The organism is Spirillospora sp. NPDC049652, assembly GCF_040675125.1.
In the GTDB taxonomy this organism is placed as follows: domain Bacteria; phylum Actinomycetota; class Actinomycetes; order Streptosporangiales; family Streptosporangiaceae; genus Spirillospora.
On record NZ_JBFAOF010000081.1, the window covers coordinates 1 to 14961 of the forward strand.

A 14961-nucleotide genomic window follows, 5' to 3' on the forward strand; every position below is an offset into this window, starting at 1 on the left:
ATATGGGTGTTTTTTTCTGTGTATTCCCCCGCGTCCCCCCGCCCCCCCGGCCGGCGGGGGGGCGCGCGCGCGCGCCCCCCCCCCCCGCCCCGGGGGGGCGCCCCCCCGGCCGGGGCCGCGCCCCCCCCCGCCACCCCCTGGGAATCGGTCGATCCGTACGGCGAGGACCTCCAGCTCGCGCTCTACCTCTGCTACGAACTGCACTACGTGGGCCTCGCCGGCGTCGATCCCGCCTGGGAGTGGGACCCAGCACTGCTGCGTCTGCGCGCCGCGATGGAGCGCGCCTACCTGGACGCACTGCGCGCCGACACGGGCGGCCCGGACGCCTCGCCCATGGACGCCGTGGCCGCCGAGCTCGACGCCCTGCTCATCGAGCCCGTGGACGGCGAGGGCGTCTCCCACCACCTCCGCGACGAGGGGACGGGTGGGCAGATGCGCGAGTACATCGCGCACCGGTCGGTCTACCACCTCAAGGAGGCCGACCCGCACGCGCTCCTGATCCCCCGCCTGCGGGGCCGGGCCAAGGCCGCCCTGGTCGCGGTGGAGTTCGACGAGTACGGCGGCGGACGCGCCGACGCCATGCACTCGCAGCTGTTCGCGGACCTGATGGACGGCCTCGGCCTCGACCCCGGCTACGGGCGCTACCTGGACGTCGTCCCCGCCCCCGCGCTGGCCGTGGTCACGATGATGTCGCTGTTCGGCGTGCACCGGGCGCGGCGCGGCGCGATGGTCGGGCACTTCGCCGCCGCCGAGATCACCACCGCGCCGAGCGCGGCACGCCTAGCGCAGGCGATGCGGCGGCTCGGCGAGCCGGAGCGCTGCGCGCGCTTCTTCACCGAGCACATCGAGGCCGACGCCGTCCACGAGCAGATCCTGCGCCGCGAGGTGATCGGCGACCTGCTGGACCGCGAGCCCGAGCTCGCCGCCGACGTGGCCTTCGGCATCCGGGCCACCAACCTGCTGGAAGAACGCCTGGGCGACCACCTGCTGTCGAGCTGGCGGGCCGGCCGCACCTCCCTGCGCGGGCCGCTGCCGTCCGACGCGGCCTCCAGTTCCTGATGACCCTCGGCGGCGGCAGGACGGGCCTCAGGCGCCGGCGATCCAGCTTCCATGCAGCCCGAGCGGGATGCGGTTCGGCAGGTGGACGCGGGCGATCGGCTTACCGGTGAAGTCCTGCGCCGACAGGACCACCAGGTCCGAGGCGTTCCGGTCGGGGTTGTGGACGTAGGCCAGGAGGTAGCCGTCGTCCTCGGAGCGGGCGCCGGCGCGCGGGACGAAGACCGGCTCGCTCGCGCTCGCGTGCCGCGGGAACCGGTGGAACTGCGACCGGCCGGTCGCCAGGTCGTGCTTGACGAGGCCGTTGCCGAACGCCGAGTCGGGGGTCGAGCCGTGCCCGTAGGCCTTCAGGAAGTCGGCGGTGGCTGCGGTGTAGCCGTACCGGTGCCTGCGGCTGACCCGCGCGTCCGGGACCCGGGGGAACTCCTGGGGCCGGTCGTCCAGCTGGGTGCGGCGGACGCTCCCGCGGGCCCGGTCGATCGTCCAGCGCACCAGGGCGGGCGGCGCGCTGGTCGACAGCCGGTCGGCGCTGAACGGCGCGGGGAACTCCACGAAGTCGACCACGATGCCGTCGCCGTCGTCGTAGGCGTTGAGCGTGTGCGAGATGTAGGAGGGCGGCACGGTGATCCAGGTGACCGCTCCCCCGGCGCGCGGGAAGTAGCCGACCCGGCTGGGGCGGCCGGTGTCCCAGACCCAGGGGATCTTCTGCCCGTGCTTCATGGCGTCCAGGTCGAACAGGATCGGCTGGTCGTAGAGGACGACGTACGTCTCGGTGAGGGCGAAGTCGTGCATGAGGAGCGTCCCGCCCATCGGGATCGTCCGGGTCGACCTCACCTTGCCGGCGGCGCTGATCACGACGTACTGGACATAGTCGGTGCTCTCGTCGTAGCTCACCGAGTGCAGCTCGCCGGTGGCCGGGTCGAGCTTGGTGTGGGCCGACATGGTCCCGGCCCAGGTGCCGTCGAAGTCGCAGGGCCCGATGGTGTAGAGCTCGTCGGTGAGTTCCTGCGGACGGGCGGTGCCCTCCTGCAGGGCGAGGGTCTTCCCGCGGAATCCGATCACGTTGATGTTGGAGGGGAAGTCGGTCTCGGCGGGGACGCCGCGCACCGGCTCGCCGAGTTTCTCGGCGGTCCCCTTCGCGCGGACCCAGCGGCTGCGGTACCACTCGGCCCTGCCGTCGCGGAGCCGGACGCCGTGGACCATCCCGTCGCCGGCCAGCCAGTGGTGGGCGAGCGGGTCCTCCAGCCCGAGCACGTTGGGCCCGTTGCGCAGCAGGCGGCCGGTCAGGTCCTTCGGGACCGTGCCGGTGACCGCCAGGTCGAACTCGGTCACCTCGAACGGGACCGGCGCGAACGGGCCTTCGAGGAAGGGGTTCCCGCCGTCGCCCTCGCGGGGCGCGGGCGTGGACGCCATGGCCGGGCCCGCGCCGAGCGCGGCGGCTCCGAACGCGGTGCCGGTGGCCAGCCCGGCGGCCAGGGCGTGGCGCCGGGACAGCCGGGGGGACGCCTGGCGGGGCGTCTGTGGGGACGTCTGTGGGGGCATCTGCTGGGACATCATTCACCTCCGAGGGTGACGAGACAAGACGTCTCGTTTCCAGGAGGCTAGGCCCGGGCCGGACCCCGGTCAAGACGAGTCGTCTCGTTTCCTATAAACTCGCTGGTCATGAGCACCGAATCCGCGAGTCCCCGCTACCGGAGCGAGCGCTCCCACAAGGCCATCCTCGACGCCGCGCTGCGCCTGTGCCTGGAGCAGGGCTTCGCCAGGACGAGCATGGACGCGATCGCCAAGGAAGCCGGGGTGGGCAAGCAGACGATCTACCGGTGGTGGCCGTCCAAGGCTGCCGTGCTGGTCGAGGCGATCCACCGGCAGAGCGCGGCGGCCACCGCGTTCCCGGACACCGATGACGTCCGCGCCGACCTGCGCCACCAGATGCTCGGGGTCGCGGAGTACTTCCGCACGACGGAGTCCTCGCCCTACCGGGAGGTCATCGGCGCCGCGCAGTCCGATCCGGCGGCGGCGCGGACCATCCTGGAAACGCTGGTCACCCCCCGCGTCCAGGACTGCCGGCATCGGTTGGAACGGGCGCAGCGGGAGGGGCAGATCCGGGCCGACGCCGCGCTGGACGACGTCGTCGAGCTCCTCTACGCCCCGTTCTACTACCGCCTGCTGCTCGGGACCCGTCCGACCGCGCCCGAGCAGGTCGACGACATCCTGGACCTGGTGTTCGACGGCCTCCGCCCGCGGGCCGAGGACCCCTCGCCCACGGAAGGCTGACTCCTGACGCACGAGCGCCGGAAACGCTCGCCCCGGGGCGTCAGGTCGTGGACGGACGCTCGCGGGGCGGGCGGCGACGGCGGCGGTGGCTGGTGTCGCAGAAGGGCTGGGTGCGGCTGCGGCGGCAGACGCACAGAGCCACCATGAAGCGGTCGGACGTCGCGGTCGTGCCGTCCGGAAGCTGGACCTCCACAGGTCCCTCGACCAGGATCGGGCCGTCGGGGTCGACGATCACCCGGCGGCGGTCAGCCCGTGGTTGGTCAGCCCGTGGTTCGGGTGCGGTCGGCACGGATCACCACCAGTTCCTCGTCGTCGGCGTGCGCGGTGAGCAGGCCCTGGCGGCGGAGGGTCTCGGCGCGGCCGCGCATGACCGGCCCGAAGGGGACGCGGCGGCGGGCGACGACGGAGGCCTTCAGCCCGCTGTCGCGCAGCGACGCCAGCGTGCGCTCCACCCCGCACAGCGCGGAGTGGACCATCATCAGCATGCCGCCGGGGGCCAGATGGCCGGGCGCGTGGGCGCAGATGCGGTCGAGCAGGTCGCGGCCGTCCGGACCGGCGTCCCACGCGCGGGCGCTGCCCCGCGCGACGCGTGGCAGGCCGGGGGCGGGCACGTACGGCGGGTTGGCGAGGATCACGTCGAACCGCTCCCCCGCCACCGGGGCCAGCAGGTCGCCGCGGTGCACCCGCACGGGCAGCCCGCGCAGCCAGGCGTTGGCCCGGGTGGCGAGGACGGCGCGGCGCGACACGTCCACCGCCGTCACCCGGCCCGCGCCGTTGCGCAGCGCGGCCATGGCGACCGCGCCGGTCCCGGTGCACACGTCGAGGACCCGCGCTCCGGGCGGCACCGCGGCCCTGCGCAAGGACTCCTCCAGGAGCATCGTGTCCCCCTGGGGGCGATAAACGCCAGGCAACCTCAGCAGCATCACGTCGCTCGGGGTACCCCTGCGATGTACCCCAAAACATACGGCCCCGCCCAGGCCGCGCCCTCGAAACGCCTGGTCACCGCGGCAATTGAGCCGGACCGCGCGACGCCGCAGCCGCGGCGCCCCGGCGCTTATCGCCCCTTCGCCGCGCGGGCCCGGATCGCCGCGGCGCCGTCGAGTCCGCCATCGGACGCGCCGCACGCCCTCCGCCTGACCGGGCTGCGGCGGGGTGGAATGATCTTCCCCGGCCGGTGCGTGCGAGGCCGCCACCGGCCTTCGAGTGCAGCAGGAGGATCCCCTTGTCCGAACCCACCTCCCTGGCCGAGGTCCGGGCGCGCATCGATGCCCTCGACGGCGAGCTGATCCGCCTGCTGGCCGGCCGGCAGGCTCTGGTCCGGCGGGCGGCGGCGTTCAAGGCCGACGAGCGGGCCGTCCGCGCGCCCGACCGGGTCGAGCAGGTCGTCCGGGCGGCGCGGGAGCGCGCGGTGGACGCCGGGCTGTCGCCGAGCGTGGCCGAGGCCGTGTGGCGCGCCATGGTCTCCGCCTTCGTCGAGCTGGAGCTGACCGAGCACCGTGCCGGGGGCTCCGAGGCGGACGCCGACACCGCCCGCTGAGGGAAGCGCGGAGCGCCCCGCCGGGTGGACGGGGCGCTCGGATTCGCGGCGGGCTCGCAGCGGGCTTTGCGAGGGCTCATAGGCGGGTTCAGGCCGTCGTCGCCTTCGGACGGCGCAGCAGGCCGATCGCCATGCCCAGCAGCCACCAGCTGAAGACGGCTCCCATCAGCGCGGTGGTGCCCCAGCCGTTGGCGGCGTAGAAGTGCGCGGGCGTGTTGCCGAAGAACAGCGACGGCATGAAGGCCAGGTTGACCAGCGCCAGGGCGCAGGTGAGCAGGCCCGCCCAGCGCGGCAGGACCGCCGTCCGGAGGATGGCGATGCCGACCGACCCCAGGAACATCGCCAGGAGCATCCGGCCGATGGTCCCGTAGAGGATGTAGGTGCCGTCGACCGTGACGGTCGGGTCGATCGGGTGGTCGGACGCGATCACCGCGCCCGCCTCCAGACCGGACGAGACCAGGGTGACGACGCCGTAGGCCAGGCCGGCGCTCCCGGCGAAGCGGCCGATCCAGGCGTTCTCCGGTGCCGCCTGGAGGACGAGTTCCCGGAACGACATCGCGAACGCCAGGACGAAGCCCAGCCCGAGGACGCCGATGAGCAGCCGGCTCAGGACGTTCGAGGCGGGCGGCGCGCCGGAGTAGACGAAGTAGAGCGGGACTTCCAGGAGGAGCGCCGCCGCGGCGGCGAGTCCGGCGGCTCCGGTGAGGCGGCGGGCGAGGGAGGTGTTCATCGCGTTTCCCATCAGCGTGTGTGTGGTGGAACGCCTTGAAGTCTTCGCCTTTCAGGAGCCCCGGGCAGTGGGCTTGGGCGCCCGGACCATGGGGGCCTGTATCCCCCTTCGCGAGTAGGCGTCGGCCCACACGCCGGTGCCCGAGACGCCTCACACGCCCGTCTCGGCCGGGCCGAAGGCGGATGCCGGGCGGAAGCCGAACAGGTCGTCATCAGCAGGTCCAAAGGCGGTTTCGGCCTGGAAAACCCGCGAATGGACGGGTGAGCCGGGGGTAGGGGCCGTTCACCACCCGCGGCCGGACGACGACGCGACCGACCGGCCGTGGCCCCCGCCAGGGGCGTCGGCACCTGCGCACGACACCGGACGAGACGAGGACGGCCTCCATGATCGACGACGGCTCGACGACCGGCGGCCCCGCCGCGCGCGGCTCGGGGCCGCCGGCGGCGGACGACTCCCTGACCTTCGTCGGCAACGCGACCACCATCATCAGGTACGCCGGCTTCACCCTGCTGACGGATCCGAACTTCCTGCGGCGCGGGCAGTACGCCTACCTGGGGTACGGCCTGCGCACCCGGCGCTTGAAGGATCCGGCGATGGAAGTGCGCGACCTGCCGCGGCTGGACGGGATCGTGCTGTCCCATCTGCACGACGACCACTGGGACCGGGTCGCCGAACGCGGCCTGGACCGGGAGCTGCCCGTCCTGACGACACCGGCCGCCGCCGGGACCCTCCGGGAGCGCGGGTTCGGCCGGGCGGACGGGATGGCGACGTGGGAGAGCCGGGACCTCGTCAACGGGAACCGGAAGGTGACCGTCACCGCCCTGCCGGGACGGCACGGGCCCGGCCCGCTGGCCCGGCTGCTGCCGCCGGTGATGGGGACGCTGCTGGAGTTCGGCCCGCTCTCCGGGCCGCCCGACCTGCGGCTGCTGATCAGCGGCGACACGCTCATGGACGACCGGCTCGCCGAGATCGCGCACCGCTGGCCCGACATCGACCTCGGCGTCGTCCATCTGGGCGGGACCCGGCTGCTCAACCTGGTCACCGTCACGATGGACGGCCGTCAGGGCGCCGACTGGGTCGAGACGGTGGGGTGCTCGGCGGTGGTGCCCGTCCACTGCGACGACTACACGGTCATGAAGTCGCCCCTCACGGACTTCCAGGCCGAGGCCGCGAAGCGCGGCCTGGCCAGCAGGCTGCGGGTGGTCGACCGGGGGCGCAGCCTCCCGCTGCGTCCGGTCCTGGCGAAGCGGTGACCGCACCTGGAAGCGCCTCGGCGGACGGCGCGGCACGCGGGAAGGGCGCGGTGATCGCAACCGCGGTCGCCAAGGCGGCGGCCGCACCGTTCGGCGTCGCCGCGCGAGTACGCGGCGCGCGGGCCCTCCATCCGCACGGGCACACTTACGAGGGACGGTTGCGCATCACCGACGCGGACCCCGGCGTCGTCCCACCCCGGACGCCGGTCCTGGGGCAGCCCGGGGAGCACGAGTGCCTGGTGCGCATCTCGAAGGCCATGTCCACGCCGGGACGCATCCCCGACATCCTGGGCATCGCGCTGCGCCTTCCCGCGGAGGACGGCCCGGTCGACCTGCTCTTCGCGTCAACGGGCTCGCCACCGGCGCTTCGGCATGTCCTTCTCCCCCGCGTCTCGTACACGCAGGGCGCCTTCACAACGCTCATGCCCTACAGCGTCCGCGGGCGGACACGCGTCCTGGCCCTGTTGCCCGCGACCCGGCGCGTCGCGCCCGTCGACCGCGACTCGCTGGACGCGGTGGTCGCCGCGTCCCCGCTGGCCTTCCGGCTGGCCGTGGCGCCTCTCGCGGGGCGCTGGGAGGTCTGCGGCACGTTGGAGGTCCGCCGCCCGCTGCTCGACCATCTTCCCGAGACCGAGGCGTTCGACCCGGAACTCCACAACGTCCCGGACCTGCGCCCTACGGGTCCTTTCCAGACGTTCCGCCGTCTCGCCTACGCCGCCTCCCGCCACGCGTCCGGCAGGAAGCTCCGCGCTCCTTCGACGCCCGCCCGTCCCTGACTCCAGGCGCCCGCCGCACCGACCGCCCCGGGCTCAGGCCCAGCGGTCGGCGTCCGGCAGGCGGGTGGCTGCGTAGCTGTAGACCGCGCACAGGAGCATCAGGGCGGAGGCCGTCCAGAGCGGGGTGGCCGGTGACACATTCCGGAGCAGCAACCCGCCCGACAGCGCGCCCAGCAGGAGGACCAGCACCGACGCGGTGCGCCGGCCGCGCCGGCGCGGGTTCAGGACCTGCGCGAACAGGGACGTCAGCGTGCTGGTCACCACGGTCGTCTTCAGGTCGATCGCGTTCACCCGGAGCACGACCGCGTTCTGCGCCCCCATGCCCAGCCCGAGGAGCGCGATCAGCACGAGCCGCAGCCGCACGCCCGGCACCGGGTGGACGGTCATGAGGACCGCCACGGTGACCGTCAGGGCGGCCTCGCACACGGTGGCCGCCGCCAGCACCAGCCCGCGATGCGGCGAGCGGCCGTGCCCGAGCCGTCCCCCTGCCACCGCCCCCACGCCGAACGAGGCGATCGCGAGGAGGGACCGGGGGGCCGAGACCGCCGTCGAGCCCGCCAGGCCGAGGCCGAGGAAGATGACGTTGCCCGTCATGTTCGCCACGAACACATTTCCGAGTGCCAGATAGCAGACCGAGTCCACCAGTCCGGTCACCAGGGTGAGCCCGATGAGGAGGAGAGGAAGCGGCCCGCTTTCGCCCTCCTCCGCTTCGCCTTTCACCGGCTGCCCGAAAAGGCGGCCGATCGGCCGGCGCCGCTCACCCCGGATAGAACTCCGTGTCGCTTCCCGCCGCCTGTTCCTTGTCGGTCATGCGCATCCGGAAGAGGCGGTCGACGACCTTGCCGATGGCAAAGGTGACGACGAAGGCATAGACCCCGACGACGATGACCGCGACGAGCTGTTTTCCCAGCAGCGACACTCCGCCGCCGTAGAACAGGCCCGCCGACCCGTATCTCCAGCCGGTGGCGAGGAATCCCAGGCCGAGCACCCCGACGATTCCCCCGGCGCCGTGGATGCCGGTGACGTCGAGCGTGTCGTCGTATCCGGCGACGAGTTTCAACTCCACCGCGTAGGTGCACACGAGTGCCGCGACGATCCCGATGACGAAGGCGCCGACGATGCTGACGAACGCGCAGGACGGGGTGATCGCGACCAGTCCCGCCAGGGCGCCGCTGGCCGATCCCATCCTCGTCAGGTGGCGGGTCCGGAACCATTCGGCGAGCCGCCAGGTGAGCATTCCGGCGCAGCCGGCGACCATCGTGCTCGTGAAGGCGCGGACGGCCAGCGCGCCGTCGTTCAGCGCCGATCCCGCGTTGAAACCGAACCAGCCGAACCACAGCAGGCCGAGCCCGAGCATCACGTACGGGACGTTCGCGGGACGCGGCCCGTCGCCTCGGCGGAAGGCGACGCCCCTGCCCAGGACGAGCGCCATCGCGAGCCCCGAGATGCCCGAGTTGAGCTCGACGACCAGGCCGCCGGCGAAGTCCATGACGCCCCACTTGGCGAGCCAGCCCGAACCGCTGAAGACCCAGTGCGCGATCGGAATGTAGACCAGGGTGACCCAGACGACCACGAACAGGATCCAGGGCCCGAACCGGGCCCGTCCCGCGATGGACCCGCTGATCAGGGCGACGGTGATGATGGCGAACGTCGCCTGGAAGCACACGTAGATGAGCGCCGGGATCCGGCCGTGCAGGGTGATCGGCGCGATGTCCCGGATCGCCCAGTTGCCCCAGCCGAACAGGCCGGCGTGGTCGGGCCCGAAGGCCAGCCCGTACCCGTAGAGGAACCACAGGACCGTCACCAGGCTGATGCAGATGTAGCTCATGTAGAGCATCGTCAGCAGGTTCTTCGAACGGACCATTCCGCCGTAGAAGAAGGCGAGGCCCGGGGTCATGAGGAGCACCATCGCGGCGCTCACCATCAGCCAGGCCGAATCACCGGTGTTCGAACCTAGTGGCATTCCCGAACCCCATCGCTTCCGAGCCCCATCACTTCAGACCCCGTCGTTTTCCGCGTGCCCCGTCGTTTCACCGCGCCCTCGGACGCGTGGGGACCCTGCCAGGTTGAATCACCGAGGGCGCGGCCCGGCAAACTCGACTTGAGAATGCTTGGCCCACCCTTGGCGAGGGGTGGCCATTTGTTGTCGAACCTTGCGTTTTTCCGATCTCGGCCCCGGGGACGCCTCATTCCGCGGCGGCGGGGACCGCCGCCTTTCGTTGCGGCGGTGGGCTCGGCTCGTCCGCCCGCCTGATCCGGGCGAGGGGGGTCGATGGCGTCGTCGTCGGCGCGGGAGGAAGGCGTGGGGCCCGAACGCGGTCCCGTCTCCGCCGGCGCGCGGGTCGTCCGGACGGTCCTGCGCGGCGTCGCCCAGGTCGACTTCCAGCCGAACCACTGGACGGGGCTCATCTTCCTCGTCGCCCTGTTCGCCGGCGGCTGGCGGTTCGGGGTCTTCGGGCTGCTCGGCACGGTCACCGCCACCCTCACCGCGTACCTGCTCGGCGCCGACCGGCACGGGATCGTCCTCGGCCTGGAGGGGTTCTGCGGCACCCTCGTCGGCGTCGCCCTGGTGCTCTACCTGGGGGCCGGATGGATGACCGCGGTGGTGGTCGTCGGCGCGGGCGTGGCCACCAGCGTCCTCACCTCCGCGACCACCGTCGTGCTCAAGCCGTACGGCCTGCCCGCCTTCACCGCGCCGTTCTGCATGGTCACCACCGTCATGGTGCTCGGCGCGCCGGCCTACGGCCGGGTGTGGGCCGGGCACCCCGTCACGCCCGCGCCGTCGGCGTCCCGCCCCGGCACCGCGATGAGCTGGACCGACGTCTGGCACGGCCTCCTCAACGGGGTCGGCCAGGTGTTCTTCCAGAACAAGTGGTACGTCGGCCTGGTCTTCCTGGTCGGCCTGGCCGTGTCGAGCCTGGCCGTGGCCGCGGCGGCGGCCGTGTCGAGCCTCATCGGGCTGCTGGTCGCCTGGGGACTCGGCGTGGCGGCGGCCGACATCGGCGCCGGGCTGTACGGCTACAACGCCGTCCTGACCGGGATCGCGCTCGCGGGGACGTTCCTCACGCCGAACCGGACCGGCCTCGTCTTCGCGGCGGTCGGGGCGGCGACCGCCGCCGCGCTGACCGCGGGCATCGGCAACCTGTTCACCGTCGTCGGCGGACACACGCTGACCTGGCCGTTCGTGCTGGTCACCTGGGTGTTCCTGGCCGCGGTCCCACTGTTCCCCAAGCTCCGGCGGCCCGCCTGACGGCCGCGGGGCCGAGCGCGTCCGGGCGGCACCGGGCAGAGAGGACCACTCATGAACCTGGCACCACGCGAGGTCGACAAGCTGATGATCTTCGTCGTCGCGGAGATGGCGGAGAGGCGCAGGCAGCGCGGCCTGAAACTGAACTACGGCGAGACGGTCGCCCTCATCAGTTCCGCGATCGTCGAGGCCGCGCGGGACGGCAGGTCGGTGGCCGACTGCATGGAGCTGGGCAAGCACATCGTCGGACCGGACGACGTGCTGCCCGGCGTGCGCGGGATGCTGAAGCTGCTGCAGGTCGAGGCGTCCTTCGACGACGGCACCAAGCTGGTGTCGTGCCATGACCCCATCGGCGGCGGCAGGTGACCCGGACCGTCCGCCCGGACCGTCCGGCCGCCCCGGCCCGCCGCCGCGACGTCATCGCGGTCGCGGGCCACGAGGCCCCGGCCCCGTCCGGCCCGGGCGGGCTGCCCGGCCCGCCTCGGGATCTGCCGCCCGGAGTGGACGGCTTCCACGCGCTCGGCCACCGGCTCGGGACCGCTCTCCAGGCACGTCCGTACGCCGTCGCGGTGCCGGTGACGCTCGGCCGCGACCCGGGCCTGGCGCCGGCGGCGGCGCAGGCGCTCGCCTGGGCCGCCCGCGACCGGCCGCCGGGCTCGTTCCTGCTGGCCGAGCCGCTCGGCACGGTGACGCACCTGGTCGGCTGGATCCGCTCGAAGGTCACCGAGGTGCTGCGCGAGGGTGACTTCACCGGCGCCGTCCTGCTGGTCGCGCCGCCCGCCGATCCCGAAGCCGACGCCGAGCTGTTCAAGGTCGCCCGCCTGGTCTGGCAGTACCTGGCCGTCCGGTGGGTGGAGGTCGCCGTCACGGACGACGAGCCGGGCCTGGCCGACGGGGTCGAGCGCTGCCTGCGGCTGGGGGCAGGCGAGGTCGTGGTGGTGCCCGCGTCGCTGGCTCCTCCCCCGCCCTGCCCGGCGGGGAGCCGCCCTGCGGGGCCGCTGCTGGGAACCGCCGCGCTGGCCACGCTGATCGCGGAACGCGCCGTCGCGGCCGAACGGCGCTGGGAGCGGGACGGCGACGACGGCCTGCGCGTGAGGCCGCACCACACGCACGCGCACACCCACGAACACGGCCACGAACACGGTCACGGCCGACGTCAGGAGCCTGGCCGCACCGGAGAGCGGAGACTCCGCGCACTGCCCGACCCCACTACGGAAACGCCTGAAGGGACGCTCACCCATGGCTGACGACGTCTACATGTTCGGCGAGGGATCCATCGAGCTGAACGAAGGCCAGCGCCGGACGACGCTGACCGTCCAGAACACCGGTGACCGGGCCGTCCAGATCGGCTCGCACTTCCACTTCTTCGAGGTCAACCGGGCCATGAAGTTCGACCGCGAGAAGGCGTTCGGGATGCGCCTGGACATCCCCGCGGGCACCGCGGTCCGGTTCGAGGCGGGCGACACCAAGGAGGTCGCGCTCGTCGAGTACGGCGGGGGCATGCGCCTGGTCGGCTTCGCCGGCCTGCTCGACGGGAGCATCCGTTCCAAGGAGGCCCGGCGCGACGCGATCGCCAGGATGCGGGACCGCGGCTACACCGACGAGCCGGTGACCGCGCCCGCCGGAGGCGGCGCGGCGGCGGGCGCGGCGAAGGCGACGCCCCGGACCGAGAAGTCCGCCGCGAAGAAGACGGCCGCCAAGAAGGCGACGGCCAGGAAGGCGACGGCGAAGAAGGCGGCGGCCGGGAAGCGGGCGCCCGCCAAGAGCGCGAAGAGCGCCGGCGCCGCCAAGGGCGCGAAGACGGCCCAGGGCGCGAAGACTGCCAGGGGCGCCAAGGCCGCCGGGGCCCGGGCGCGGAAGGGCTGACGGCGATGACGAGGATCTCCCGCGAGCAGTACGCGAGCATGTACGGCCCCACCGTGGGCGACCGCCTCCACCTCGGGGACACCAACCTGGTGGTGGAGATCGAGTACGACTTCACCGAGGGCCACTACGGGGACGAGACCCAGTACGGCGGCGGCAAGACCGCCCGGGACGGCATGGCGGCCGACCCCGCCTCGCTGAACGCCACCACGGCCCTGGACACCGTGATCACCAACGTGGTGGTCATCGATCCGGTGCTCGGCGTGATCAAGGCTGACATCGGCATCAAGGACGGCCGGATCGCCGGGGTGGGCAAGTCCGGCAACCCGCACACCCAGAACGGGGTGGACCGGCGGCTGATCGTCGGCGTCGGCACCGAGGTGATCTCCGGGGAGAACCTGGTCGCGACCGCCGGGGCGATCGACACCCACGTGCACTTCGTCGCGCCGCAGCAGGCGCAGCACGCGCTGAGCAACGGGATCACGACCCTGGTCGGCGGCGGCACCGGCCCCGCGGACGGGACCCGCGGCACCACCTGCACGCCCGGGCCGTGGAACATCTCCCGCATCCTCCAGGCGTACGAGGACATCCCGATCAACATCGCGGTCTACGGCAAGGGCAACAACAGCCTGCCCGGCGCCCTGGACGAGCAGCTGCGCGCGGGCGCGGCGGGCCTGAAGGTGCACGAGGACTGGGGCTCGACGCCGTCGGTCATCGACTGCGCCCTGCGCGTCGCCGACGACCACGACGTGCAGATCACCATCCACACCGACACGCTGAACGAGGCGGGGTTCGTCGAGGACACGATCAGCGCGATCAACGGCCGGACGATCCACACCTACCACTCCGAGGGCGCCGGCGGCGGCCACGCGCCCGACATCCTGAAGATCACCTCGGAGCCGAACGTGCTGCCCGCCTCGACCAACCCGACGCTGCCGTACACGGCGGACTCGGTGGACGAGCTGCTGGACATGACGATGGTCTGCCACCACCTCAGCTACGACGTCCCCGAGGACCTGGCGTTCGCCGAGAGCCGCGTGCGGGCCGAGACGATCGCCGCCGAGACCGTCCTGCACGACCTGGGCGTCATCAGCATCGTCGGCTCGGACTCGCAGGCGATGGGGCGGGTGGGCGAGTCGTTCACGCGCACCTTCCAGGTCGCGCACCACTGCAAGGACAAGCGGGGCCCGCTGCCGGAGGACTCGGCGCGCAACGACAACCACCGCGTGCTGCGCTACCTGTCCAAGCTCACCATCAACCCGGCCCGGGCCAGCGGGCTGGCCGACACGATCGGCTCGCTGGAGGACGGCAAGCTCGCCGACATCGTGCTGTGGCCCGTGCACTCCTTCGGGGCCAAGCCGTTCATGGTCGTCAAGGGCGGGCTGATCAGCTGGGCGCAGATGGGCGACCCGAACGCCTCGCTGCCCACCCCGCAGCCGGTGTACCTGCGGCCCATGTACGGGGCGATGGGCAAGGCGCTGCGCGAGACGTGCGTGACGTTCATGTCGAGCGCCGCGATCGCCGAGGGCGTCCCCGAGCGGCTGGGCCTGGAGCGGCTGGTCCGGCCCGTCCGGCAGTGCCGGACGGTCGACAAGCGGCACATGATGTTCAACTCGTCGCTGGCCCAGGTCGAGGTGGACCCCGAGACGTACAAGGTCACCGTGGACGGCGAGCCGGCCACCATCGAACCGGCGTCGTGGCTGCCGCTGAACCGGCTCTACTACATCGCATGAGCCGCCGGGCCCCGGAGACGGGCGGTGGGCTGCACGCGCTGCTGGCGCAGCTCCAGCTCACCGACTCCGGCTTCCCCAGCGGCCTCTACACGCTCTCGCACGGCGTGGAGGGCTATCTCCAGGCGCGGATCGTCGAGCCGGACGGGCTCCACGGCCTGGTGTCCGAGCTGGTCCGGGCCGCCGGGACGGCCGACGCGGCGGCTCTCGCGCTGACGCACCGCGCGGTCGCCTCGGGCGACTGGGACGAGGTCGTGGAAACCGACCGCAGACTGCACGCGATCAAGCTCAGCCGGGAGCAGCGCACCGCCTCGGTGCGGACGGGCCGGCAGGTCCTCGGCCTCGCCGGTCCGGCGTTCGCCTCGGGACCGGCCGCGCGGCTCGGCCGCCTGGTCGCCGGCGGCGTGACGCCCGGCAACCACGCGGTCGTGGTCGGAGCGTCGTGAGGTAGCCGTCGTCGTCGAGCTCGCCCAGGTCTCCGGTGCGGAACCAGGC

Annotated in this window: 17 protein-coding genes; 11 read left to right on the forward strand and 6 right to left on the reverse strand. The window is 72.9% G+C overall.

Going from position 1 to position 14961, the window contains the following annotated elements; translation table 11 throughout:
* Positions 1 to 207: 207 nt before the first annotated feature.
* The gene (locus AB0J52_RS08540; RefSeq protein ID WP_500180930.1) at positions 208 to 1059 is read left to right on the forward strand and encodes an iron-containing redox enzyme family protein; all 852 of its coding nucleotides are present in this window, start codon (positions 208 to 210) and stop codon (positions 1057 to 1059) included.
* A gap of 27 nt (positions 1060 to 1086) precedes the next feature.
* Here the strand turns inward: AB0J52_RS08540 and AB0J52_RS08545 are convergent, their stop codons facing one another.
* A complete protein-coding gene (locus AB0J52_RS08545) occupies positions 1087 to 2598 on the reverse strand; it encodes a carotenoid oxygenase family protein (RefSeq protein ID WP_500180931.1) in 1512 nt (503 codons plus the stop codon).
* Positions 2599 to 2718: 120 nt separating this feature from the next.
* Between AB0J52_RS08545 and AB0J52_RS08550 the strand changes: the two genes are divergently transcribed.
* Entirely contained in the window at positions 2719 to 3330 is a 612-nt protein-coding gene (locus AB0J52_RS08550; protein WP_500180932.1) for a TetR/AcrR family transcriptional regulator, read from the forward strand.
* 40 nt (positions 3331 to 3370) lie between these two features.
* Here the strand turns inward: AB0J52_RS08550 and AB0J52_RS08555 are convergent, their stop codons facing one another.
* Together AB0J52_RS08555 and AB0J52_RS08560 are read right to left on the reverse strand one after the other, a co-directional pair.
* Positions 3371 to 3565 (reverse strand): CDGSH iron-sulfur domain-containing protein, encoded by a 195-nt coding sequence (locus tag AB0J52_RS08555; protein WP_500180933.1) that lies wholly within the window; start codon positions 3563 to 3565, stop codon positions 3371 to 3373.
* A gap of 25 nt (positions 3566 to 3590) precedes the next feature.
* On the reverse strand, positions 3591 to 4253 hold the full coding sequence (locus tag AB0J52_RS08560; protein ID WP_500180946.1) for a HemK2/MTQ2 family protein methyltransferase: 663 nt from the start codon (positions 4251 to 4253) through the stop codon (positions 3591 to 3593).
* Positions 4254 to 4552: 299 nt separating this feature from the next.
* Between AB0J52_RS08560 and AB0J52_RS08565 the strand changes: the two genes are divergently transcribed.
* On the forward strand, positions 4553 to 4867 hold the full coding sequence (locus AB0J52_RS08565; RefSeq protein WP_500180934.1) for a chorismate mutase: 315 nt from the start codon (positions 4553 to 4555) through the stop codon (positions 4865 to 4867).
* A gap of 88 nt (positions 4868 to 4955) precedes the next feature.
* Here AB0J52_RS08565 and AB0J52_RS08570 read toward each other — a convergent pair whose 3' ends face one another.
* Positions 4956 to 5609, reverse strand: a complete 654-nt coding sequence (locus tag AB0J52_RS08570) for a hypothetical protein (RefSeq protein WP_500180935.1) — start codon at positions 5607 to 5609, stop codon at positions 4956 to 4958.
* 371 nt (positions 5610 to 5980) lie between these two features.
* On the opposite strand from AB0J52_RS08570, the gene AB0J52_RS08575 reads away from it, so the two are divergent.
* A complete protein-coding gene (locus AB0J52_RS08575) occupies positions 5981 to 6850 on the forward strand; it encodes an MBL fold metallo-hydrolase (protein ID WP_500180936.1) in 870 nt (289 codons plus the stop codon).
* 50 nt (positions 6851 to 6900) lie between these two features.
* The gene (locus AB0J52_RS08580) at positions 6901 to 7626 is read left to right on the forward strand and encodes a hypothetical protein (RefSeq protein WP_500180937.1); all 726 of its coding nucleotides are present in this window, start codon (positions 6901 to 6903) and stop codon (positions 7624 to 7626) included.
* A 33-nt stretch (positions 7627 to 7659) separates the two neighbouring features.
* Here AB0J52_RS08580 and AB0J52_RS08585 read toward each other — a convergent pair whose 3' ends face one another.
* The gene (locus tag AB0J52_RS08585; RefSeq protein ID WP_500180938.1) at positions 7660 to 8346 is read right to left on the reverse strand and encodes a YoaK family protein; all 687 of its coding nucleotides are present in this window, start codon (positions 8344 to 8346) and stop codon (positions 7660 to 7662) included.
* A 37-nt stretch (positions 8347 to 8383) separates the two neighbouring features.
* Positions 8384 to 9589, reverse strand: coding sequence for an ammonium transporter (locus tag AB0J52_RS08590; RefSeq protein WP_500180939.1), 1206 nt, complete (start codon positions 9587 to 9589; stop codon positions 8384 to 8386).
* 339 nt (positions 9590 to 9928) lie between these two features.
* Here AB0J52_RS08590 and AB0J52_RS08595 point away from each other — a divergent pair, with 339 nt between their 5' ends.
* The 6 genes from AB0J52_RS08595 to AB0J52_RS08620 are packed head-to-tail and all read left to right on the forward strand — an operon-like array spanning position 9929 to position 14912.
* On the forward strand, positions 9929 to 10876 hold the full coding sequence (locus AB0J52_RS08595; protein ID WP_500180940.1) for an urea transporter: 948 nt from the start codon (positions 9929 to 9931) through the stop codon (positions 10874 to 10876).
* A gap of 51 nt (positions 10877 to 10927) precedes the next feature.
* Positions 10928 to 11239, forward strand: coding sequence for an urease subunit gamma (locus tag AB0J52_RS08600; RefSeq protein ID WP_500180941.1), 312 nt, complete (start codon positions 10928 to 10930; stop codon positions 11237 to 11239).
* Complete coding sequence (locus tag AB0J52_RS08605; RefSeq protein ID WP_500180942.1) at positions 11236 to 12120, forward strand: sirohydrochlorin chelatase; 885 nt, start codon at positions 11236 to 11238, stop codon at positions 12118 to 12120. Before AB0J52_RS08600 ends, AB0J52_RS08605 begins: the two co-directional genes overlap by 4 nt.
* Positions 12113 to 12739, forward strand: a complete 627-nt coding sequence (gene ureB / locus AB0J52_RS08610; RefSeq protein WP_500180943.1) for an urease subunit beta — start codon at positions 12113 to 12115, stop codon at positions 12737 to 12739. The genes AB0J52_RS08605 and ureB overlap by 8 nt, the downstream gene beginning before the upstream one ends.
* A 5-nt stretch (positions 12740 to 12744) precedes the next feature.
* Positions 12745 to 14469: an urease subunit alpha gene (gene ureC / locus AB0J52_RS08615; protein ID WP_500180944.1), complete on the forward strand. Its 1725-nt coding sequence runs from the start codon at positions 12745 to 12747 to the stop codon at positions 14467 to 14469.
* Complete coding sequence (locus tag AB0J52_RS08620; protein ID WP_500180945.1) at positions 14466 to 14912, forward strand: urease accessory protein UreF; 447 nt, start codon at positions 14466 to 14468, stop codon at positions 14910 to 14912. The genes ureC and AB0J52_RS08620 overlap by 4 nt, the downstream gene beginning before the upstream one ends.
* Positions 14913 to 14961 lie beyond the last annotated feature (49 nt).

Excerpts from the sequence above, each read along its gene's own strand:
- AB0J52_RS08545 (WP_500180931.1), bottom strand. The coding sequence starts at position 2,598 with ATGCCCCCACAGACGTCCCCACAGACGCCCCGCCAGGCGTCCCCCCGG.
- AB0J52_RS08550 (WP_500180932.1), top strand. The coding sequence starts at position 2,719 with ATGAGCACCGAATCCGCGAGTCCCCGCTACCGGAGCGAGCGCTCCCAC.
- AB0J52_RS08560 (WP_500180946.1), bottom strand. The coding sequence starts at position 4,253 with ATGCTGCTGAGGTTGCCTGGCGTTTATCGCCCCCAGGGGGACACGATG.
- AB0J52_RS08570 (WP_500180935.1), bottom strand. The coding sequence starts at position 5,609 with ATGGGAAACGCGATGAACACCTCCCTCGCCCGCCGCCTCACCGGAGCC.
- AB0J52_RS08575 (WP_500180936.1), top strand. The coding sequence starts at position 5,981 with ATGATCGACGACGGCTCGACGACCGGCGGCCCCGCCGCGCGCGGCTCG.
- AB0J52_RS08590 (WP_500180939.1), bottom strand. The coding sequence starts at position 9,589 with ATGCCACTAGGTTCGAACACCGGTGATTCGGCCTGGCTGATGGTGAGC.
- AB0J52_RS08600 (WP_500180941.1), top strand. The coding sequence starts at position 10,928 with ATGAACCTGGCACCACGCGAGGTCGACAAGCTGATGATCTTCGTCGTC.
- ureB (WP_500180943.1), top strand. The coding sequence starts at position 12,113 with ATGGCTGACGACGTCTACATGTTCGGCGAGGGATCCATCGAGCTGAAC.
- ureC (WP_500180944.1), top strand. The coding sequence starts at position 12,745 with ATGACGAGGATCTCCCGCGAGCAGTACGCGAGCATGTACGGCCCCACC.
- AB0J52_RS08620 (WP_500180945.1), top strand. The coding sequence starts at position 14,466 with ATGAGCCGCCGGGCCCCGGAGACGGGCGGTGGGCTGCACGCGCTGCTG.